Raw genomic sequence first — 21,408 nt, 5'->3', positions numbered from 1 at the left:
CTATCCGTTTTCAAACTTGAAGGTGTTTTTTATTTGTCTCATCTTATGGGGTCAGTCCCCACTTATGGCATCCGGCTTTTTTTATTAATCGATCACATACGTATCCACTTTTTTAATCAGATCGCTGATTTCCGGCTTGCTGATTTGCTCATCGGCGCCGACCACTTCTCCCCGGTGACGCAAATCATCTGTAATTAATGATGAGAAAATCATAATCGGCACATCAGAACTCTTCGGATTGTCTTTAAGCAGCTTTGTCAGCCTGTGTCCGTCCATTTTCGGCATTTCAATATCACTGATGATCATATCGATCTGTTCTGTTAAATCATTGCCGCTTTCGGTAAGGTTCATGATATAGTCATATGCGTCTTTTCCATTCTCAAACGCTGTAATATTGTTGTATCCGGCTTCGGTTAATTCATCTTTTAAAAGACGCATCAGAAGCGGTGAGTCTTCTACAATGATAAGCTTTTTATCAGTTCTTCTTTCATCAAAGCCCTCGGTATGCATATTGTACGTATCAACACCTGAGTCTGACTCGATATCATAGATGATTTTTTCATAATCAGGCAAAAAGATCATCGTTTCTTCCAGTTTGATAATCCCTGTGAGGTGCCGCTCCATTCCTTGATTTAAGGAAGTCGGTTTTTCAATCGCTTCCCATGAAACTCTATGAATTTGAGAAACAGACCCGACATGGAAAACAATTTTTCGCTTATTAAATTCGGTTACGATATACTTCTCGTCTTTTGATCCCTCAGGCTCCACCCCGAAAAAGGAAAACAGGCTGATGACTGGGAGAATTTCTCCTCTTAGTTTAATCATTCCTTCTACATGCTGGTGGGAGTGAGGCACTGATGTGACCTCGACAGGCTGAATAATCTCTCTTACTTTCATGACGTTAATGCCGAAAGCATTGCCACCAACGCCAAACTTCACAATTTCTAATTCATTTGTACCAGAATCCAATAAAATTTCGTATTGTTGTAACGACAATTCAATCCCTCGCTATTCGCATTCAGTATTGTACTGTATATATCGGCGAAAATTATAAAAAATGAATGGTGAGGCTCTTCAAAATCCTATTCTGCGACAGTTATGCTGATAACCTTAAAAAAAGAAACTTTTTTCCTAATGACCATTGACTTTCCAACTGACAGTGATAAAATAGTCAAGGATTTTTCCAAAGAAGGGTGTAAATAATGGGTACTTTAGTAATATTTAAAGAAAATGAAATGACTGTTTTAGAGGATATCAGTGAAGAGACTTATCTTCATATGAAGAAAGAATCTGCTGATCTTCAAGAAGAGCATCCCCCGTACATGATTTGGCACGAAGACCTTCATTTTGACTATGGTTATTGATGAAATTGGCACATATAAACAATAATAGAACATGATACAATAAAGACAATCAAATCGCTGGTTGTCTTCTTTTTTTCTGAGAAGGAAGGTATGTTTAGTAAATAGGCGCATACAATCGAAATATATAGGTTAAAAAGGTGACAAATGGCCAGCTAGTGGTAAAATAGGAGAAACTCATTATATATATTAAGGTGATGAATTATGGAACATTTGCTGAATCCGAAAGCCAGAGAAATTGAAATTTCAGGAATACGCAAATTCTCAAATCTTGTATCTCAACACGAAAATGTCATTTCACTTACGATCGGCCAGCCTGATTTTTTCACGCCGCATCATGTGAAAGCTGCCGCAAAAAAAGCCATTGATGACAATGTTACGTCATACACTCCAAATGCCGGCTACCTGGAATTGAGACAAGCTGTTCAGCTTTATATGAAGAAAAAAGCGGACTTCAACTATGAAGCTGAAAGTGAAATAATGATCACAACGGGAGCGAGCCAAGCCATTGATGCAGCTTTCCGCACCATTCTGTCTCCCGGCGATGAAGTCATTATGCCAGGTCCGATATACCCGGGTTATGAACCTATCATCAATTTATGCGGTGCCAAGCCTGTCATTGTTGACACGACGTCTCACGGGTTTAAACTCACAGCCCGGCTGATTGAAGAAGCTCTGACTCCCAATACCAAGTGTGTCGTACTTCCTTATCCGTCAAACCCTACCGGTGTGACATTATCTGAAGAAGAGCTGAAAAGCATCGCGGCTCTATTAAAAGGCAGAAATGTCTTCGTATTGTCAGACGAAATATACAGCGAATTAACATATGACAGACCGCACCATTCGATTGCAACACATTTGCGGGATCAAACCATTGTCATTAACGGCTTGTCAAAGTCCCACAGCATGACGGGATGGAGAATCGGATTTTTATTCGCTCCGAAAGACATAGCAAAACACATTTTAAAGGTTCATCAATACAATGTGTCATGTGCGTCCTCTATTTCTCAGAAGGCAGCGCTTGAAGCTGTGACTAACGGATTTGACGACGCCCTGATTATGAGAGAGCAGTACAAAAAACGGCTCGATTATGTGTATGACCGCCTCGTGTCTATGGGTCTTGATGTCGTAAAACCGTCTGGCGCATTTTATATTTTTCCTTCTATTAAATCCTTTGGGATGTCTTCGTTTGACTTTAGTATGGCTCTTTTGGAGGATGCTGGTGTGGCGCTTGTGCCCGGCAGCTCGTTCTCAGCGTTTGGTGAAGGATATGTAAGGCTGTCTTTTGCATACTCGCTGGACACATTAAGAGAAGGATTAGATCGTTTAGAATTATTTGTACTAAAGAAAAGGGAATCGATGCAGACGATATAAACAACGGCGTTTAAGCCGTTGTTTTATTTTTTGGAAATGAGATTTTAAACGCTGTGCCTTTATCCGGCTGGCTGTCTACATGGATAACGCCTTGATGATTCTCAATGATATTAAATGTTACCATCAGCCCGAGTCCCGTTCCCTTTTCTTTTGTCGTTAAAAATGGTTCTCCAATACGGTTGAGCACCTTTTCAGGTATGCCCTCCCCTTCGTCCTTGACGGTAACATGAACAGAATGCTTATCCTCTGTTACGATAATGTCTACAGTGCCTCCGTCAGGCATAGATTCTACTGCATTTTTTATTAAATTAATGAATACCTGCTTCAGCTGATTTTGGTCCCCGTTTATATAAATGCTGTCTTTCTCATAACGGGTTCTGATGAAAATCCCGTTTAAATTCGCCTGGGTTTCCAGCAGCGCAGAGACTTCACCAATTAGTTTTTTTAAGTTCAAATGCTCTTTCACGGCATTCTGCTGGGGCTTCGCCAGCATCAGCAGTTCACTGAGTATTAATTCAATTCGGCTGAGCTCAGAGAATACAATGTCAAAATAATGTTCATTTCCTTCCATCGTCGGTTTCATCAGCTGTAAAAACCCTTTGATCGCGGTCAGCGGATTGCGGATCTCATGCGCGATTCCCGCTGCGAGCTGTCCTGCGATAGATAACTTTTCTGATTTAAGCATGAGTTCCTCTGTTTGTTTTCTCTCAGAAATATCACGCAGAATGACTTGGACAGCCGCTTCACCGAAAAAGGTCGTCGGAATGCAGACCATTTCCGTGTAGATGACCCTGTTCTGAAAGGTAAACCATGATTGCTTAACGATTTCCGATTCTGTTTTTTGCTCGGCAATGTTTTGGATTCTCTCTTTCACGTCCTCATGATCGCAAGGGTGGAGCTGATCGTATATATTTTTGCCGATTAAATCCTCATAGGTCGCCGCTTCAAACAGCGAAATTCCCGACTCATTCATAAACACCCATTTCCCATTATGAATCACAGCAATAGTATCGATTGAATTTTGAATCAGCAGCTGATATCGTTCACGGCTTTTTTGCAGGATGGTTTGGAATTTTTTCCTTGAAGAGATATCGATTAGCAGAAGCAGTTCAGCCTGCTGGTTTTTGTAGACGGTCGGGGACGCTTTCACTTCTAAATGAACAGGTGTGCCATCAAGCCTTTTCCACGTCTGTTCAATCATTCCGACTTCCATTCCTTTTTGCATTCGTATAATTCTGTTTTTCACGATATCATGATACTCTTCCTCAATAAATTCATAGGACCATTTGCCAATAACAGCATCCTTGCTTTTTGCTCCCAGCATGGAAAGCATCGCGCTGTTTACATAGACGATTTTGCCGCTGACACTGATGCATAGCGGGCTTGGAAGATTTTCAACTAGCCGCTCATAATCATCCGTTATATATGTAGTTGATTCCGGGTTCTCAGGCTCAATTTCATGTTTTTCGCAGTTAAGAGGCTGATGCCCAGACTCTTCTTCGAGAATCTTCATTTTCAAAATGATTTCCCGTTCCGTCCGCTCAGCTCTCGTCGTCACAATTTCTACTGCAGCCTCCACCCATACAATCGTATGATCTTTTTTAATGAAACGAAAGGTGCACGGCATCAGATGATGTTCATTATAAAAATAGCTTTCAACTAAAAATTGATCTTCCTCATGCAGAAATGTCTTGAGGAATGATCCGATCATTTCTCCCTGGAGATAACCCAGATACAGTTTGGAGTTGGCTGATATATAAATGATGCGTCCATTAGAAGCCAAGACTGCATGAATATCGGTTTTCGTTTGAAATGGCTTAACATACTGCGTATCCTGTTCCACAGAATCCCTCCTTTGCATGATCATCATGTTCGACATTTACAGATTGACTTTTACCTAGTATGATTCGCTAGAAAATGAGTATTCTCCTTCTATTCTTATAGTGATCTCTAATTTTTGAGTAAAAGAAAGGGCACACATTCTGTCAGATGTGCACCCTGTTTTTTATTTTTCGCTATTTTTCTTTTCGAGCTCTGCGTAAGCGTGTATGGCTCTTTTGGCGATTAACTTATTGATCGGATCGTGATCGTTTGCTACTGAAGGTACAACCACACTAAATGCAACTTTTGGATTTTTCGATGGGTAATAGCCGACAAATGTTAGATTGTATGGGCTTTTTCCCCACCAATTTTGATTTGTGCCATAGTAAAATGTTTCCGCTGTTCCCGTTTTTCCAGACACGTCTTCTGTAAAAGTATTTTTAGCGGTCCCCGAAGTTGTAACTAATTTCATTCCAGTTTTTACTTGCTGAATATCACTTTCCGTATTATTGATTTTATTCAGGATGTTGGGCTTTCTTTGCTCAATTGTTTTTCCAAGCTCCTCTTCACTGCTGGGTTTATGGATACTTGTGACGATTCTAGGCTGTATGCGGTATCCGCCATTTGCGATTGCCGAAATGTACTGCGCCATCTGAAGCGGTGTATATGTATCATATTGACCAATTGCCAAGTCTAAAATTAAGCCCCCTACAACATCAGGTGTCGTTTGCATTCCTGCAGATTCCTGCGGCAGGTCAACACCAGTCTTGACTCCAAGACCAAACTGGCTGTAGTAATTTCTCATTTTGAGCAGATCCTTCTGATCAGCAGGAAGCGGTCCACGCGGCTTATACGTTACCCCAGCTATATGCATAGCAACATTAAACATATATACGTTTGAACTTTTTTGCAAAGCCGTTAATTCATTGATGGTTCCCATATTTGTGTAAGATTTTTTTATGAGGTTCGTTCCTAAATACATCGGTGCATCATGGAAATATTTATAATGCGGAATCCCATCCTGATAGCCCGCGAGAACGGTTGCACCCTTTACTGCTGATCCCATTTCATATTGGGTTGTAAAAGCACCGATCGCATAATCTTGAATCTTATTTGTTTCTAAATCTATCTTTTTTCCTGCCATCGACAAAATATCGCCGTTATTCGGATCCATCATCACAACAAAGGCCCGGTCAAGCATATAGTTTCCGCGTGCGCGGCTATTTCTCACTTCTTCTTCCACAATCTTTTCTACCTTTGCCTGAAGCTCCATGTCAAAAGAAAGCCGAAGATCATAGCCCCTGCTGCCTTTGTCGATTGTTTTCTGGCTGACGACATTTCCTTTATTGTCTTCCACGTATTCCACTTTTTCTTTATGAGAATTTAAATAGTCCTCATATTGATACTCCAAATAACTTTTGCCGACTCTGTCATTACTCGCATAGCCTCTCGTAACATAAAAGTCTTTCCGGTCGCTGAGCAGCCCTTGATCAGGTGTTGTGACACCTCCAAAAACGGAATAAAGTGTTTTGTCATAAGGGTATTTTCGTGTCCAATCGTTTACGACATCTATCCCCGGCAGCTCTTCTAAATGCTCAGACACAATAGAAATTTCATCATATGTTAAATCATTTTTCGGTCTTTGCGAGGAGTTTTTCTTTTCATCAAGCAATGATCCGTTTTTGCCGTTGCCGTTGCTGTCATTTGGGTCCATCGCTTTTACAATCTGAGGTTCATACGCATTTCCGCTTGAAAATCTTGTGTATATGGCCGCGGTTTGCATTTCTTCGTCATCCCGCTGGATGGCCTTCAATTCTTCAGCCGGGACGCGTTCAACTTGAAGCTTGTAAGCCTGTGTCCCCTTCAGATTGCTTTCAGATTCCTTTAACAGGTTGAGAGCTTTTTTTGGATGAGAAGCGAGCCAGTAATCACGTAAATCTCTATCCTTTAAAAATTCGGTATCAATATCGATCAAAGCGGCAAGCCGTTTAGCTGTTTTGATTTTGTCCTCTGTTTTTGTACTTGATGTTGAGACATACACAATTTCCGGCACGCTCTGGTTATCAACAGCCACTTTCTCGTTTCTGTCATACATCTTCCCCCGAGGCGCTGGGTAATACGCTGTCTTCGCATTAGCTTTCTCAGCGTTTTCTTCATGCTGTTCGCCTTCGACAATTTGAACAACGCCAAGCTTAAAGATTAATGCAGTAAATAGAACAAAGACCGCTAGGAAATACAGATTCATTCTGATTGCTCTGTTTCCTTTGCGCTTTTTCTTTGGTTCACGTCCTATTTCAGTCACTTCTGGTTACCCCTCTCAAATCATTCAATATATTTACATATACTGTTTTTAATTGTAACACCTTTGTAATAGTTGTTACAGCGAAAAGGGATAAAAAAAGTTGTCAATATTGAAATACATTAAAATATAACTAACGATTCAAAAAATAGGAAGCTATGTAACTGTGAGATAAAATCACTACATACGCGTTACTCGCTTGCCATCAGCGGTTCAGCGCGTTTTGATTACAAAAATGACAATCATCATTTGTCAAAGGAAAGTGATGGATTCTTTATGACAAAAAAGCTATGTTATGATTTTTTTGTAGAAAACAAACAACTCTAGGAGGTTACGAACTAATGAAAAAAGCATTTATTTTATCTGCTGCCGCTGCGGTTGGATTATTCACATTCGGAGGCGTACAGCAAGCATCAGCGAAAGAACTCTCCTGCCAGCCTGTGGTAACGGTCAAAACGGGGAACACAGTGCAAAACCTTACACTTAAGGATGTAGTGAAAAAGCTACATATTAAAACAAATATAAAAACACTAAACGCGGCTAACGAAAAAGATCTCGAGAAGCTTCTTCAAAAGCACGCGAAACAATCCAACATGAAGATTCAGGATGTTCAAAAGCCGGAAGCTGCAAAGCCAGCCCAAAAGGCTCCTGAAAAAGCCGCTGCTGATAAAAGCACTGCTGCTAAAGCACCGGCTACTCCTGAAAAAACAAGCAATAATACAACAACAGCTGCACCTTCATCTGTAAGTGCATATGAGAAAAAAGTTGTTGAGCTGACAAATGCAGAAAGACAAAAACAAGGTTTAAAACCGCTACAAATTGATGAAACATTAAGCAAATCTGCACATGCAAAATCACAGGATATGAAAGACAAGAACTATTTTGATCACCAAAGCCCAACGTACGGCTCACCGTTTGATATGATGAAATCTTTCGGAATCAGCTACAAAACAGCTGGTGAAAACATTGCTAAAGGACAAAAAACACCTGAAGAAGTAGTAAAAGCTTGGATGAACAGTGAGGGCCACAGAAAAAACATTCTTAACCCTAACTTTACACACATCGGTGTCGGTTATGTTGAATCCGGCAGCTACTGGACACAGCAATTCATCGGAAAATAATAAAAAAGAGATTGCCTGTTTTGGACAGGCAATCTCTTTTTATTTCACCCAAAGCTTATATATACTTTGGGTCCCGCTGTTTTCTTCTCCTTGTGCGGCAAGTTGGTCATATAATGATTTCGCAAGCGACAAGCCTGGCATTTCTTCACCCATTAATTCAGCTTCCTCTAAAGCAATTCCCATATCTTTGATAAAATGCTTTACATAAAATCCTGGCTCAAAATCACCTTTCAGCATACGCGGGGCGAGATTTGATAATGACCAGCTTCCTGCCGCTCCAGTTGTAATGCTCTTCAGGACATTTTCCGGCTGAAGGCCTGATTTTTGGGCATAAGCCATCGCTTCGGCTACACCGATCATACCTGCTGCAATCGCGATTTGATTACACATCTTTGTGTGCTGTCCGCTTCCTGCCGGCCCTTGATATTGAATATTCTCTCCCATTAAAGTGAAGATGGGCAGGCAAGCTTCAAACGCTTCTTTTTCTCCTCCGACCATAATCGCCAGTGTTCCGTTTTGCGCGCCAATGTCACCTCCTGAAACAGGTGCGTCTAAGGCAAATAATGATTTTTCTTTGGCTGCCTCCGCAATTTTTTTGGCTAACGACGGTTTGGAAGTCGTCATATCAATGAGATACGCGCCTTTTTTAGCATTTTCAATAATTCCGCTGCTGCCGAAATACACTTCTTCTACATCACTGGGATAGCCTACCATTGTAATAATGATATCCGCTTCTTTCGATAGTTCTTTTACAGTGTCTTTCCACACCGCGCCTTTTTCCAGTATGCTGTCCGCTTTTGCTTTTGTCCGGGTATACACCAATACGTGATGTCCATCTTTAAGGATATGTGAAGCCATACTGTTTCCCATTACTCCAAGACCGATAAAACCGACTGTTTTTTTCAAGAAAATTCCCCCAGACGTTAGATTTCATTTAGTTAAAATTTATCATTTTCTAGACTACCATATCTAGTAATCATATAGTAGAGTCTAAAAAATAAAAAAACCCAAAACTTGAAAAAGTCCTGGGTATCCAATGATGATTATAATGTAAATTTAGCAATAGCGTTCATAAGCTCTTGGCTTGCATGTTTTAATGTATCAGTTGAGTGTTTGACTTTCTCAAGCGTGATCAGCTGTTCATCGGTTGAGGCGTTGACTTCCTCCGCTGCAGCAGCCGATTCCTGTGATATAGCTGAGATACTTTGAATCGCTTCAGAAATGGCAAACTGTTCTTCACTCATTCTTTGTATTTCTTCGTAAATTTGATCAATACCTTGAACAAGTGACTGCATTTCCGCGGTGATGGTGTTTAATACTTCACCAGTCTCATGAATTGCGCTGTTTTGTTCATCATTCATTTTACTTGCTTCAACCATTGCATGGGAAGCCTCTTTTGTTTCAAGCTGAATCAGCTTCACTGTCTCACTGATATGCTTGGTGGAAAGCGCTGACTGCTCGGCAAGCTTCCGCACCTCTTCAGCCACGACTGCAAATCCGCGTCCGCTTTCACCGGCTCTGGCTGCTTCAATACTGGCATTTAAGGCAAGTAAATTGGTTTGATCCGAAATATTTGAAATCGCAGTAACCACTTCTTCAATATTCTTCGTTTGATTTTCCAAATCCAGCAGCATCGTTTCGACTTTCTTTGTTTCCGTATTGGCTTCGTTTGATTTCATCAGCAGCTGGCCGAGCGCGTCAAGCCCTTTATAGCTTGCATCCTCTGAGGATTTTGAACGTGCTTTCATGCCGCCTGCCTGATCAGCAATTCGTCTGATTTTAGCAGACAGGTTTTCTGATTTTTCGTTAATGGTCTCAACTTCTGAAGCCTGTTCCGTTGCCCCTGCTGCCACTTCTTCGATCGCTTTCGCAATTTGTCCGCTCGTTTCATTGGTTTCAGCGGAGACAGCTGTTAATTGTTCAGAGGTGTCAGACACTTTTCCTGAAGAATGTCTGACTTGTTCCACCATTTCCTTCATGTTTTCAACCATCTGATTAAAGTCTCTTGTTAACATGCCGACTTCATCCTTGGTCTTTGACTCTGCATGCACTGTCAAATCGCCTGCAGAGACGGCCTTTGTTTTTGCAATCAGCTGCTGGATCGGCCCGGTTATTGTTTTGGCGAGGAAATAGCTGAGAATAATCGTCACCGCCAGCGCGATGAGTGAGATGAAAAGGTTCGCCCGATTCATTTTATCTGAAATCCACATTAATTGATTTGTGTCAAATTGTGTTCCGACTTTCCATCCCGTTTCTCCAACCGTTTGATACACAATCATTTTTCCCTTTGCATCTTGTATCCCGTTTTTGTCAGATGCAATGGTTTTTAATGTTTGGTCCTTGGAGATATTTGTTCCTTGGTTTGACGGATGTGCTAAAAGATTGCCGCTTGCATCAGCTAAAAAAGCAAAGCCATTGTATGGCACCTTTTGCTTATTTACCATGGTCTGGATGGAAGAAAGTTTCAGATCATAACTGGCAACGCCTATCACCTTCTGCCCGTCAAGAACTGCTTTTGAGGCTGTGACGATCATTTCTCCCGTCACGACATCTTTATAGGGTTCCGTCCAGACGACTTTATCCGGTGTTTCAGCCGCGCGCTTATACCATGGTCTAGAAACCGGATCATAATCTTCTGCAAATTCTGCTTTCGGATATGTAAACATTTCTTTTTTTGCGGTGCCTATATAGGCCATCGCCACATAATCATCGTTTTCTTTAATTTGTTTAATGTCATCATTAAACAGCCTGGCAGCTTCTTTACTTGAATTTGTCACAAACGCACGTGTTAACTCTCCATTTGCCAATCTTAACAGCGAAATGTCATAACTCTTTAATTGCAGTTCGATATTTTGTTCAAGCGAGTTTGTTACGTTTTGTGTCGTGTTTTTCCCATCCTCTGTAATCATCGGTTTTAACGTCAGGTAAGAAGAAAGCATCAAAAGAACAACTGTGACGATTAACATGATAGAAACGAAAACAGCAATCTTCATGTGAAGTTTTTTAAACAAACCAATCCCCTCCTATTTTCTATATCGGCCTTTTCACCCAAAAAATGAATAAACATAAAATAAATTATAATGAAATTACAAGATATTTACTGAAAATTCAAACTGATTGTGTTTCAGCAGTTTGGATTACGATATAATAAACAGCACAAGGAGAGTGATTGTCATTTTTAAACAGATGTATGTCCATAATGGCATTAAATTTGAGCGGCTGACGATCAGAAATTATTCAAGAACAGACATTGAGGGATTGCTTTCTCTGCAGAAAGAGTGTTTCCCCCCTCCATTTCCGCAGGAATTGCTGTGGTCAGAAGAACAGCTTGACAGCCATATCAACACCTTTCCGGAAGGCGCCTTATGCGCGCTGGTTAATGGTGAAATCGTCGGTTCGATGACTTCCCTTATCGTGCAATTTGATCCTGATGCTCCCGAGCATACATGGGCGGAGACAACAGATAACGGCTATATTACATGTCATGATCCGCAGGCAAATACGTTATATGTAGTTGATATTTCGGTTTCACCGCATTACCGGAAGCTTGGAATAGGGAAATGGCTGATGAATACGATGTATGAATTAGCCGTTGAAAAGCGAATGGAACGGTTACTCGGCGGCGGACGTATTCCTTTTTATCATAAGTACGCACATGAGATCAGTGCTTCACAATATGTAGAGGATGTTATAGAAGGAAAAAAGAAAGATCCTGTACTGTCATTTCTCCTCCATTGCGGCCGTTCACCGCTCTGCATCGTCAGCAATTATTTGGACGATGAAGAATCCTTGAATTACGGGGTTTTGATGGAGTGGAAAAATCCCTTTTTATAAAAAAAACGAGCTGTAAAGCTGACAGCCCGTTTACGTGAAATATTCAATTTTTGCATTAGGAAAATACGTATCGATATAAGATTCAAGCGTTTCCCGAAGCACATGCTCTTCATCTTTCTGATAAATATATTTTCCGATCCCGTAGCGTCCCCATTTATAGCGCCGCTTTTCTTCATCTAACTCAAGCTTTGTTTTTGGATAATTCTTCTCAATGACTCGTTTCGCCGGCTTCGTAAATCGATGCTGAATCAATTCAAAGGTAATATCATGTCTGACATCCTGCGGCAAAGCGGCATCAAGTTTTTCAAACAGATGTCTGTATCCTTCCTCCCAGCCTTCATGGATGTAAATCGGCGCAACAATAAAGCCTAGCGGGTAGCCTGCTTTCGCTACTTTTACAGCCGCTTCAATCCGTTTATCGAGAGGAGAGGTTCCCGGCTCAAAATTCTTAATCACATAGTCAGCATTTATGCTGAATCTGAATCTTGTTTTCCCGTTATGTTTCGCATCCAAAAGGTGATCAACATGGTGAAACTTCGTGACAAATCTGAGCTTGCCAAGCTCACTCTGTCCAAAATGTTCAATGGCGTGCTTGAGCGTATGTGTCAAATGGTCGATGCCCACAATATCCGAGGTACATGAAGCTTCAAACCTTGTAAACTCCGGTGCACGTTCTTTCATATACTGATCCGCCTGGTCCAAGATTTCTTCGACATTTACATAGGTTCTGATATAGGGTTTTGTTCCCATTGTGGTTTGTAAATAGCAGTAATGGCAATGCCCCATACAGCCTGTCGCAAACGGGATCGCATATTCAGCTGACGGTTTTGAAGAATCAAACTTTAATGTTTTTCGGACACCGATTACTAAAGTTGATTTTGCATTACGGTATTGCTGAAGATGGTTTTTACCAGGAATATTGCGCACTTGGTTATGGGACGTCGTTTCTCTGATTTCGATGCCCATTTTTTCAAATTTATCATGTAATTCCTGTGCCAATGGATATTCCATTGCTCTCGGTTCAATATAAACGAGCTGCGGAACAAATGGGTTCTGCATGGTGCCACATCCTTTTCCTTTTCTACCGTTACTTTTCTCATAAGGCGGAAAGGATATGAGTTGTAATGTTTTCCTTGTTACTTGTACGGATCGATATCAAATAATTCTTTGTAAAGTGATTTTGCTTCTTCATAGCTTGCAAAAACAGCATCATCCTCAGCAAACGGATGATAGGTTTCAAATATAAACAGGGAAAGCTCACCCTCATGGTATGGGTGATGCACAATTTCAGCTTCCTTTATATGAGCAACATTGGCGGCGTGCGGATTTCTGTAGATGACGTAGACTGTATCTCCTGCGTTAAATTCGTTTGACATTCTATCCCTCCTAGCCATGTTATTGTGCCCCGCTGCATCCCTGATTATGAAAAAAACCAGACAGGCCGGAGGCCGTCTGGTTTTTGTGAATTACTTGAATGTTTCTTTTACGAACGCGACAACTTCTTCTGTCGTGCTCATAGATAAGATTTTCTCTTTGAATGACTCAGCTTCTTGTTTAGACAATTTGCTGATTTGTGTTCTTGCCGGAAGGATAGAAGTTGCGCTCATTGAGAACTCATCTAAGCCTAAGCCAAGAAGAATCGGAATCGCAATTTCATCTCCTGCCATTTCTCCGCACATGCCGACCCATTTTCCTTCTTTATGTGCCGCTTCAATTACAAGTGTAATTAAGCGAAGGATTGCAGGGTTGTATGGCTGATACAGGTAAGATACACGTTCATTCATACGGTCAGCTGCCATTGTGTATTGGATCAAATCATTTGTTCCGATACTGAAGAAGTCAACTTCTTTAGCAAACTGATCAGCGATAACTGCAGTTGACGGAATCTCAACCATCATACCGACTTCGATGTCGTCAGATACAGTTTGTCCCGCTTTGACAAGCTTTTCTTTCTCTTCAAGAAGGATCGCTTTCGCTTCTTTGAATTCGTTAACTGTCGCAATCATAGGGAACATGATTTTCAAGTTTCCGTATGTACTTGCACGAAGCAGCGCGCGAAGCTGTGTTCTGAAGATTTCTTGCTCTTCAAGGCAAAGACGAATCGCTCTGTAGCCCAAGAACGGGTTCATTTCTTTAGGAAGCTGCAGGTAAGGAAGCTCTTTGTCTCCGCCGATATCAAGTGTCCGAACGACAACTGATTTTCCTTCCATACGCTCAAGAACCGTTTTGTAAGCGTCAAACTGCTCATCTTCTGTAGGCAGCTGATCTCTTCCCATGTAAAGGAATTCTGTACGGTAAAGACCAACTGCTTCTCCGCCGTTTTCAAGAACACCCTTCACATCATCAGGAGTACCGATATTCGCTGCAAGCTCTACATGATGACCGTCTTTTGATACAGTCGGTTCATTGACCAGCTTCGCCCACTCAGCTTTTTGAGCTAAATAAGCGTTATGTTTTTCTTCATACTCTTTTACAGTTTCCGCAGAAGGATCGATAATGACATCGCCATTAATACCGTCAACGATAACAGTCACGCCGTTTTGGATCGTGCCTGTAGCCGCTTTCGTTCCGACAACTGCAGGAATCTCAAGAGAACGCGCCATGATGGCAGAGTGAGATGTGCGTCCGCCGATATCAGTTGTGAATCCTTTTACGAACTCACGGTTTAATTGAGCCGTGTCAGACGGTGTTAAGTCTTCAGCTACAATAATAACTTCTTCTGAAATCATGCTTGGGTTTGGAATTTCAACGCCAAGCAGGTGGCCCGTTACGCGTTTTGTTACGTCGCGGATATCTGCCGCACGCTCTTTCATGTATTCATTATCCATAGATTCAAACATGGTAACGAACATAGAAGACGTTTCTTTTAAAGCGAATTCAGCGTTTACAGAATCAGAGCTGATTTTTTCTTTCACAGGATTCAGAAGCTCAGGGTCACTGAGAACTAAAAGGTGAGCAGAAAAAATATCAGCTTTATCCTGACCCAGTTCTTTCAAAGCATGCTCTTTGATTTTTTCGAGCTCTTCTTTAGAACGTGCAATCGCTTCATCAAAACGGCTTACTTCCGCTTCAGAATCAGAGATGTTTTTCTTTTCAACCGTTAAATCTGGCTCTTCAAGCCGGTACGCTTTTGCAATCGCGATGCCGGCTGAAGCACCAATCCCTTTTAATTCTTGCATTACTCGCCGAGTCCTTCGCTTTTCATTGTTTCTTCTAGAGCGTTAAGAGCATCGTTTTCGTCAGCGCCAGCAGCAGAAATTGTGATTTCAGCGCCTTTAGCGATTCCAAGAGACATAACACCCATGATTGATTTAAGGTTTACAGTTTTGCCGTTATATTCCAAATTAACGTCAGCGTCGTATTTGCTTGCAGTTTGTACAAGAACTGTTGCAGGACGAGCGTGAATTCCAGAATCTGCAGTTACTTTGAATGTTTTTTGTGCCATTTTTATCATTCTCCTTTTAACTTAAAGCTATATTACTTCACAATATTATATCATACAGCCGTACTTGTCATCTGACAAGCACAGCGTACTATATACCCTTATTTTTCAATCTTCACAATGTCTTCTTGCTCTCTGTTAACTGATCCGCTTGCCTTAATGCTGACTGTTTCTCCTTCAGCAAGGTTCGTAAATACGATCGGTGTCATCAGAGACGGTACATTCGGTTTTACTGCGTCCAAATCAACTTCAAGAAGCTTTTGTCCAGGCTCAACGCGGTCCCCTTCTGATACGAAAGACGTAAACCCTTCGCCCTTGAGGCTGACCGTATCAATGCCGAAGTGGATCAAAATTTCTTTTCCACCGTCGGATTGCAGGCCGATTGCATGTTTTGTCGGGAAAACATTTAATATTTTTCCTCGTACCGGAGAAACGACGATGCCTTCAGAAGGAAGGATCGCAAAGCCGTCACCCATCATTTTTCCTGAGAAGACTTGGTCAGGAACATCAGTAATTGGGTGAATTTCTCCAGCAATCGGAGAAACAAAGACTTCCTCGCCAATTTCATTTTGCAGCGGTTCTGCAATGACTTCCTCAACCTGCTGCCCTACTTCTTCCTCAGCGGATGTTTTCGGTTCAGGTCTTGGTTTGCGTCCCGCGATGATGTCCTGCATTTGTGTTTTTAATCCGTCAGAACGCGGTCCGAAAATCGCCTGAATATTGTTGCCCACTTCCAGAACCCCGGAGGCGCCAAGCTGCTTCAGACGGTCTTTATCAACCTTTTTCTGATCGTTTACTGTCACGCGCAGACGAGTGATACAAGCATCAAGGTGTTTGATGTTTTCCTGGTCACCCATTGCCTGCAGGATCTCGTAAGGAAGGTCGCCTGCTTCTCCTGTTTTCCCGGATGCTGCTGTTTCAGCTGAAGCATCCTCACGGCCTGGTGTTTTCAGATTAAATTTGCGGATCGCAAATCGGAATCCGAAGTAGTAAATAACCGCAATCCCTAAACCAACAGGGATGACAAGCCACCAAGCCGTCCGGTTCGGTAAAATGCCGAAAAGGAAGTAGTCAATTAAACCGCCGGAGAATGTCATACCAATCTTAACATTCAACAGCTGCATGACCATGAATGAAAGCCCTGCAAACAAACAGTGAATCGCAAATAGGACAGGGGCAACGAATAGGAATGAGAATTCCAATGGCTCTGTGATCCCTGTCAGGAAGGATGTCAGTGCTGCTGAACCCATAATACCTGCAACAAGTTTTTTGTTTTGCGGTTTTGCTTCATGATAAATCGCAAGTGCCGCAGCAGGAAGACCAAACATCATAAATGGATATTTACCTGTCATGAACGTACCTGCTGTTAATTGTACGCCGTCTTTAATCTGCGCCATAAAGATACGCTGATCCCCGCGGATGATCTCTCCGGCTGCACTTTTGTAGCTGAAGAATTCATACCAGAACGGCGAGTAGAAAATATGATGCAGACCAAATGGAATAAGCGAACGTTCAATGACCCCGAAGATAAATGCAGCAAGGGTTGGATTCGCTTCCACTAATCCAGTTGAAAAGGCATTCAATCCATGCTGGATCGGAGGCCAGATCACTAACATAATAAGACCCAGAATCAGTGCGGAAATTGACGTAATAATCGGTACGAAACGTTTACCCGCAAAGAAACCAAGATATTGCGGCAATTCAATTGTATAAAATTTGTTAAACAACAATGCCGCCAGCACACCGACGATAATACCGCCGAATACCCCTGTCGCCAAGGTAGGTATGCCGAGCATGTTTACATATGCCGGGTGGTTTTCCGTGAAGAACTTGGCTCTTTCGATTGAATCGGAAGGAATGGTTCCGTTTGCAAGAAGAACCGCACTCATGGATACGTTCATCACCAGATAACCGATAATTGCTGCTATCCCGGCAACTCCATCTCCGTTGGCAAGCCCGATGGCTACACCTACTGCGAAAAGAAGCGGAAGGTTATCGAAAACAATCTGCCCAGCGCTTTCCATCACACCCGCTACGAGCTGAACATTGTCATTGCTTAGGAAATGCAGGACTTGAATCATGTCCTTGTTTTGCATTGCATTCCCGATCGCAAGCAAAATACCCGCCGCAGGAAGAATCGCAACTGGAAGCATAAGCGCACGCCCGATTTTTTGGAGAACGCCGAATAATGCTTTAAACATAAGAATTGACCTCCTCTTTTTACTAGTCTGACCTTACAGCTAAAAATCATGACAACGAATTCACAGGCGTAAGTCTTCCAGTTTAACCGTTTACATTTGCCCTTTTACACAACAAAAAAGGCATGAGCAAAATAGGGTGCGCAAAAGAACGAGAATGACCTTCCCGTTTTTTCCCCTCAATCACTCATGCCTGATCGGATCAGTAACACGTTTTTAAAGGATAAACTGAATTTATGAAATTTTATTGGTTAATCGGTACAGATGAAGCGTGAGATAAACCGCTTCCGCCTCATGAACTGGTTTCTTCAATGTTTGCTGCAAGATTTTAATCAATTTCCAAGCTGTATTGTAGCATAGCGGATATTCATTTTTCAATAACAACATTAATTTTTCTGGTTCTTTAGTCGGTTCCTCTTTTTTAATTCTTTCTATCGTAAATCTGATGTGCCGGATAAGCCGTAAATAGTTGACGCTTTCCTTATTTACTTTCATTTGAAACGAGTCTTCAATTACCTCTACAAGCTGCGCCATCAGCTGAGAGTGCTTATTGACTTCGGACAGCGGGCGATTCGTCAGGGCTGAATGAATATGCAGGGCGATAAAACCGATCTCCCCTTCCGGAAGGCAGATGCCCGCTTTTTCATTGATCATATCAATGACTTCTTTGGCAATCTGATATTCATCCGGATAAAGTGACTGCGTCTCCATTAAAAAAGGATTTTTCATATCAAAGCCCTGCTGCTGCCTTTTGATTGCAAATGCAATATGGTCAGTCAGTGCAATATGAATATGTTCATTTAGTGAGCGGTTTGTCCGATTGCTGATATGGTATATGACATCGTTTGAAATATCAACGAGCTTTTCATCAACATAGTCGAGGAGCTTTTTAAACTGCTTCTGTTCCTTTTCGTCCTTTAAAATGAACATTTTATCGTACCCTTTATCTTCAATCACATCATCTTGTTTTTTTCCGAAACCAATTCCTTTTCCGATCAAAACTACTTCACTGTATTTATGATGAGAAGCAATTAATACGTTATTATTCAGTACCTTTTTCACTGTAAAGGACCCATTCACGATCCTCAGCTCCTTTGTCATTCAATACCTCATATCGTACATAACGAACGGAATGCGCGTCAAACCTTTTTTCATGCATTCACTAAACAGTCGATCTTTCAATGAGACGGTAATCAAGAACTCTTTTTTCAATCGGCTGACCTTGAATCCTTTTTTCCAGCATGGAAAACGCCTGCTTGCCCATTTCCTTCGCTTGAATATCGATAGTTGATATCCCAAGCAATTGGCTGATTTCATGGTTATCAAAGCTTAAGATCGCAAGTTCATCCGGAACAGACACTTTCTGAGCTTTCGCTTCGAGTAAAAGCCCTGCCGATACCTGGTCATTCGCGACAAAAATAGCCGTCGGCCTTTCTCTCCAGTTGTTCCATTTATGAAAAAGCGCTTTTCCATCGTTCATTGTAATCGCTTTCTCAATCACCCATTCTTCATTGAATGTTTCTCCGATCTCTTCCAATGCTTCTTTATATGCTTTGATGCGAAAATGACTGTTCATGCCTTTTTTTCTCGCTAAGCAAATCGCTATTTTTTTGTGCCCTTTGGCGATTAAATAGTCGAGTCCGTCCCGGAATGCGGCTTGATGAGGAATGCTGATTGTGGAAAACCCGCCCTTGTTTGAATTCTGACAAAGCAATATCGGCCCTTCCCACTCCTTGAGCTTGTCATCAGACAGCGCCTTCGAGCAAAAAATCAAACCGTCAACCTGGCGCTGTTTTAATTGGGACAGCGCAAAGATTTCTTTCTTCACGTCATAATTTGTCTGGAATAAAGAGAGGTGAATACCTGATTCTGCGGCAGCGTCTGAGATTCCCGCCATCAGTTCCGCAAAATAAGGAAGGCCGATCGTCGGCATCACAACACCGATCATGTTTGAAAACCCCTTCGACAAATGCACAGCGTGGACATTTCTTGTGTACTCCAACACTTCCATTGCTTCAAGCACTCTTTTTCTTTTCTCTTCACTTACATAAGGATGATTGTTTATGACTCTGGAAACCGTCGTAACGGAGACACCGGCTTTGTCTGCAATGTCTTTAATATTAGCCATAAATTCCCTTCTTTCTGATTTCCCTTGATCTGGAATGCGTTTCATACAATACGATAAGAACGTACCGACAGATTAGATGTTTTTTTGCTGAAAGGAGAAGATATAAATGGGTTTCTTCATTTTAATTGGATTATGTCTGGCCGTTCTGGGCGGAAGCTGCCTGGCTGTAAGACCGCTCAATCAAAAACATGAAGTGAAACCATTTCGGACGTTTGATGATTTTTTTATTTAAAACAGATAAAAAAGGACGATGTCGAGAACAAAGTCCTTTTTTATCTCTGCCTGTTACGGCAATATCGTTAATTCCTTCGGATATTGAGTAAGCGCAACCGCCCCGTCTTTTGTTACGTGAACGTCATCTTCAATGCGTACGCCGCCAACATCCGGCACATAAATGCCCGGTTCGATTGTGTAAACCATTCCTTCCTGTAGCAGCGTGTCATTGGCTTTGCTCATTGACGGGTACTCATGCACTGAAATGCCGAGACCATGGCCCAGCCGGTGAGGGAAATATTCTCCGTATCCGGCTTTTTCAATGATTCCGCGGGCAGTTAAGTCCAGATCTCCGATTCTCACGCCTGGTTTGCTTGCTTCTATCGCGGCTTTTTCCGCTTGAAGCACCGTCTCGTACATTTCTTCCTGCTTCGGATTGATTGTTTTGTAAGCAAAGGTTCGCGTGATATCAGAGCAATAGCCGTCCATAATAACACCCAGGTCAAACAAGACAAGATCGCCTTTCTTTAATGTGGCTGTCCCCGGATTTCCGTGAGGCTGACCTGATTTTTTCCCGAATAGCACCATTGTCGAGAAAGACATGCCCTGAATTCCTTTTTTCTTCAACTCATACTCAATCTGAGCGAGAACTTCCACCTCACTGATGCCTTCACGCAAAGCAGCTGTTCCGACTTCAACACCAAAATCGGCAAGCTTCGCCGCCTCTTTCAGCAATTTAATTTCATGCTCGCCTTTAATCAGACGAAATTGGTTAAGTGTTTCTTCTGCTGATACAAATTGAGCCCCTCCAGCTGAATGCTTCAGTTGTTCGGCACGCGAAAGCGAGATTGAATCCTTTTCTACGGCAAGCGTATGTATGCTGACATTTCGTTTTTTGAGTGCTTTTTCAATGAGCTCCCATGGATTTTCGTGATCGGCATAGCCAATAATTTCGTGATTCCATCCGGCATTTCGGGCCTGGTCTGCCTCCATTCCCGGACAAACGAAAAATGGCTCCTCCTCTTGAAAGATAAACAAACCCATTACACGTTCATGCGGCTCTGTATAAAAACCGGTTAAGTAAAATACATTTTCTTTCGTATGAATAAATGCGGCAGTATGCCCCGCTTCCTTCAGCCATGAAGAGACGCGTTGTATTCTATTCATTTCTTGTTCCTCCCTGCCTTTTGCCATGCATTGTTCTTTATATATTGTAACAGGTTTTACGGGTGTTTGCCTTTCACGGCGACTTTCCGTTTTCCATCATTTTATTTCCTGCCGGTCATCTTGTATACTGAGAGGAGAGTTAAATCGCAGGGAGTTGTTCCGTTTGCTGATGAATTTTTTCAGACGTAAGGCAGTTGTTCTATTAACAGTTGCGGGAATTTCCGCTCCTTTTGTCGGTATGAAGCTGGTGGATTTTTATTATTACAGCTCTATCATAGGCTGTGCAGCCGGCTTCCTTTGCTGCATCCTGGCTCTCATCATTGTGATGAAAAGGCCCGATCAAGAGAAAAAGCAAAGGAAGGTAAAACTTGATCCATAAAAAAAACAGCAGCCCATTTGGGACTGACCCCATAAGATGAGACAAATAAAAAACACCTTCAAGTTTGAAAA

17 protein-coding genes and 2 pseudogenes are annotated in these 21,408 nt (G+C 42.0%); 6 read left to right on the top strand and 13 right to left on the bottom strand.

Going from position 1 to position 21,408, the window contains the following annotated elements; genetic code table 11:
- Positions 1-84: 84 nt before the first annotated feature.
- Positions 85-996: a chemotaxis protein CheV gene (cheV, locus tag CJU60_RS21015; protein WP_024121210.1), complete on the bottom strand. Its 912-nt coding sequence runs from the start codon at positions 994-996 to the stop codon at positions 85-87.
- Positions 997-1,202: 206 nt separating this feature from the next.
- Between cheV and CJU60_RS21010 the strand changes: the two genes are divergently transcribed.
- Both CJU60_RS21010 and CJU60_RS21005 read left to right on the top strand, forming a co-directional pair.
- A complete protein-coding gene (locus CJU60_RS21010) occupies positions 1,203-1,364 on the top strand; it encodes a hypothetical protein (RefSeq protein ID WP_003238943.1) in 162 nt (53 codons plus the stop codon).
- Between the two features lie 201 nt (positions 1,365-1,565).
- A pseudogene (locus CJU60_RS21005) lies at positions 1,566-2,749 on the top strand (aminotransferase A).
- Here CJU60_RS21005 and kinA read toward each other — a convergent pair.
- Entirely contained in the window at positions 2,746-4,578 is a 1,833-nt protein-coding gene (gene kinA / locus CJU60_RS21000; RefSeq protein WP_095714840.1) for a sporulation histidine kinase KinA, read from the bottom strand. The pseudogene CJU60_RS21005 and the gene kinA overlap by 4 nt on opposite strands.
- Positions 4,579-4,740: 162 nt before the next feature.
- A complete protein-coding gene (locus CJU60_RS20995; protein ID WP_141243811.1) occupies positions 4,741-6,858 on the bottom strand; it encodes a peptidoglycan D,D-transpeptidase FtsI family protein in 2,118 nt (705 codons plus the stop codon).
- A 338-nt stretch (positions 6,859-7,196) separates the two neighbouring features.
- On the opposite strand from CJU60_RS20995, the gene CJU60_RS20990 reads away from it, so the two are divergent.
- Positions 7,197-7,976 carry a CAP domain-containing protein gene (locus CJU60_RS20990; RefSeq protein WP_024121205.1) on the top strand — a complete coding sequence of 260 codons (780 nt, stop codon included), beginning with the start codon at positions 7,197-7,199 and terminating at the stop codon, positions 7,974-7,976.
- Between the two features lie 39 nt (positions 7,977-8,015).
- Here CJU60_RS20990 and CJU60_RS20985 read toward each other — a convergent pair whose 3' ends face one another.
- Complete coding sequence (locus tag CJU60_RS20985; protein ID WP_095714839.1) at positions 8,016-8,882, bottom strand: NAD(P)-dependent oxidoreductase; 867 nt, start codon at positions 8,880-8,882, stop codon at positions 8,016-8,018.
- A 137-nt stretch (positions 8,883-9,019) separates the two neighbouring features.
- The gene (locus CJU60_RS20980; protein ID WP_095714838.1) at positions 9,020-10,987 is read right to left on the bottom strand and encodes a methyl-accepting chemotaxis protein; all 1,968 of its coding nucleotides are present in this window, start codon (positions 10,985-10,987) and stop codon (positions 9,020-9,022) included.
- A gap of 157 nt (positions 10,988-11,144) precedes the next feature.
- Between CJU60_RS20980 and CJU60_RS20975 the strand changes: the two are divergent.
- Positions 11,145-11,848 (top strand): annotated as a pseudogene (locus CJU60_RS20975) (GNAT family N-acetyltransferase).
- Here CJU60_RS20975 and splB read toward each other — a convergent pair.
- The 7 genes from splB to CJU60_RS20940 form a co-directional block, all read right to left on the bottom strand.
- Positions 11,841-12,869 carry a spore photoproduct lyase gene (gene splB, locus CJU60_RS20970; RefSeq protein ID WP_024121198.1) on the bottom strand — a complete coding sequence of 343 codons (1,029 nt, stop codon included), beginning with the start codon at positions 12,867-12,869 and terminating at the stop codon, positions 11,841-11,843. The pseudogene CJU60_RS20975 and the gene splB overlap by 8 nt on opposite strands.
- A 77-nt stretch (positions 12,870-12,946) precedes the next feature.
- Complete coding sequence (gene splA / locus CJU60_RS20965) at positions 12,947-13,186, bottom strand: splAB operon transcriptional regulator SplA (protein WP_095714837.1); 240 nt, start codon at positions 13,184-13,186, stop codon at positions 12,947-12,949.
- A gap of 90 nt (positions 13,187-13,276) precedes the next feature.
- Complete coding sequence (gene ptsP, locus CJU60_RS20960; protein WP_059292877.1) at positions 13,277-14,989, bottom strand: phosphoenolpyruvate--protein phosphotransferase; 1,713 nt, start codon at positions 14,987-14,989, stop codon at positions 13,277-13,279.
- Positions 14,989-15,255, bottom strand: a complete 267-nt coding sequence (locus CJU60_RS20955) for a phosphocarrier protein HPr (protein WP_010334034.1) — start codon at positions 15,253-15,255, stop codon at positions 14,989-14,991. The genes ptsP and CJU60_RS20955 overlap by 1 nt, the downstream gene beginning before the upstream one ends.
- A gap of 98 nt (positions 15,256-15,353) precedes the next feature.
- Positions 15,354-17,453 carry a PTS glucose transporter subunit IIABC gene (gene ptsG / locus CJU60_RS20950; protein ID WP_024121195.1) on the bottom strand — a complete coding sequence of 700 codons (2,100 nt, stop codon included), beginning with the start codon at positions 17,451-17,453 and terminating at the stop codon, positions 15,354-15,356.
- Positions 17,454-17,684: 231 nt separating this feature from the next.
- Entirely contained in the window at positions 17,685-18,551 is an 867-nt protein-coding gene (gene glcT, locus CJU60_RS20945) for a glucose PTS transporter transcription antiterminator GlcT (RefSeq protein WP_038954190.1), read from the bottom strand.
- Between the two features lie 61 nt (positions 18,552-18,612).
- Complete coding sequence (locus CJU60_RS20940) at positions 18,613-19,578, bottom strand: LacI family DNA-binding transcriptional regulator (protein WP_095714836.1); 966 nt, start codon at positions 19,576-19,578, stop codon at positions 18,613-18,615.
- A gap of 106 nt (positions 19,579-19,684) precedes the next feature.
- Between CJU60_RS20940 and CJU60_RS21995 the strand changes: the two genes are divergently transcribed.
- Positions 19,685-19,810, top strand: coding sequence for a hypothetical protein (locus CJU60_RS21995; RefSeq protein WP_010334030.1), 126 nt, complete (start codon positions 19,685-19,687; stop codon positions 19,808-19,810).
- Positions 19,811-19,863: 53 nt separating this feature from the next.
- Here the strand turns inward: CJU60_RS21995 and CJU60_RS20935 are convergent, their stop codons facing one another.
- On the bottom strand, positions 19,864-20,958 hold the full coding sequence (locus CJU60_RS20935; protein WP_024121192.1) for a M24 family metallopeptidase: 1,095 nt from the start codon (positions 20,956-20,958) through the stop codon (positions 19,864-19,866).
- Positions 20,959-21,121: 163 nt separating this feature from the next.
- On the opposite strand from CJU60_RS20935, the gene CJU60_RS20930 reads away from it, so the two are divergent.
- Positions 21,122-21,337 carry a hypothetical protein gene (locus CJU60_RS20930; protein WP_044156111.1) on the top strand — a complete coding sequence of 72 codons (216 nt, stop codon included), beginning with the start codon at positions 21,122-21,124 and terminating at the stop codon, positions 21,335-21,337.
- Positions 21,338-21,408 lie beyond the last annotated feature (71 nt).

The organism is Bacillus sp. 7705b, assembly GCF_002289525.1.
GTDB lineage: Bacteria > Bacillota > Bacilli > Bacillales > Bacillaceae > Bacillus > Bacillus halotolerans.
Note: the sequence above shows the minus strand (reverse complement) of the source record. Positions and strands in the feature narration are given on the sequence as shown.